At 29.2% G+C, this 720-nt stretch carries 2 protein-coding genes; one reads left to right on the top strand and one right to left on the bottom strand.

Annotated elements, in window-relative coordinates; genetic code table 11:
• A partial coding sequence (locus OU788_RS12535) for an alpha-ketoglutarate-dependent dioxygenase AlkB (protein ID WP_274635472.1) occupies positions 1–207 on the top strand: 207 nt, incomplete at its 5' end.
• A 57-nt stretch (positions 208–264) separates the two neighbouring features.
• Here OU788_RS12535 and OU788_RS12530 read toward each other — a convergent pair.
• On the bottom strand, positions 265–720 hold a 456-nt coding region (locus OU788_RS12530; RefSeq protein WP_274635471.1), incomplete at its 5' end, for a hypothetical protein.

Below are 720 nucleotides of genomic sequence, written 5' to 3'. Positions count from 1 at the left end.
GCGATTGCTTCGTTAAGCTTTGGAGCAGAAAGACGCTTTGGTTTTAAACACAAACAGACCAAAGAAACGGTGTATAAGGTGTTAGAACATGGTTCGTTATTGGTCATGAAAGACGAAACTCAAACCCATTGGTTACACCGATTACCGCCTACAAAAAAAGTCCACCGATCACGAGTGAACTTAACGTTTAGAACGATTGTGAGGTAGGTTTCGTTATTATAATTAAGTTGATGAGATTATGATAAGGTTTGTTGTTTACTAGATTTATATTTTATAAAATGAACTTTCATTTATTTCCAAATCAAGTTCTTTGTAATATCTTTTAGTCTCTAATTTATAGGCTGCTTGATTTTTTATATGTCCTCTATAATCAGAATATTTTAAGAGAAGAATTGAAACTAGCATATGAATCCTGTCCGCTTCTAAATTCAACTCTTTTATTTTATTTTTTAGTGTTCCTTCTTTGTAAGGTGTCTTTCCGTGTAAAAATTTATTTCGGTTGTTTAATAGTTTTTTTAAATTATTGGGTAATTCTATTTTATAGAAATCATAAGCCAATAGAAATCTGTCTTTGTTGAAAGGTGTATTTATATAAGTGATTTTTTTAACGAGTGATTCAAATTCTAGTTTGTTGAAATTTTCTTTTTTAGAAGAAATTATTGTTTGTAGTTCTTCTTGTAAAAGTTTTAAATTTTCAGTACTCTTTATAGGTTCAAAGAA

This window comes from Tenacibaculum sp. L6 (assembly GCF_028823685.1).
Lineage (GTDB): Bacteria > Bacteroidota > Bacteroidia > Flavobacteriales > Flavobacteriaceae > Polaribacter.
The sequence above is the reverse complement of the archived record's forward strand: the minus strand, read 5'-3'. Positions and strand labels throughout refer to the sequence as shown.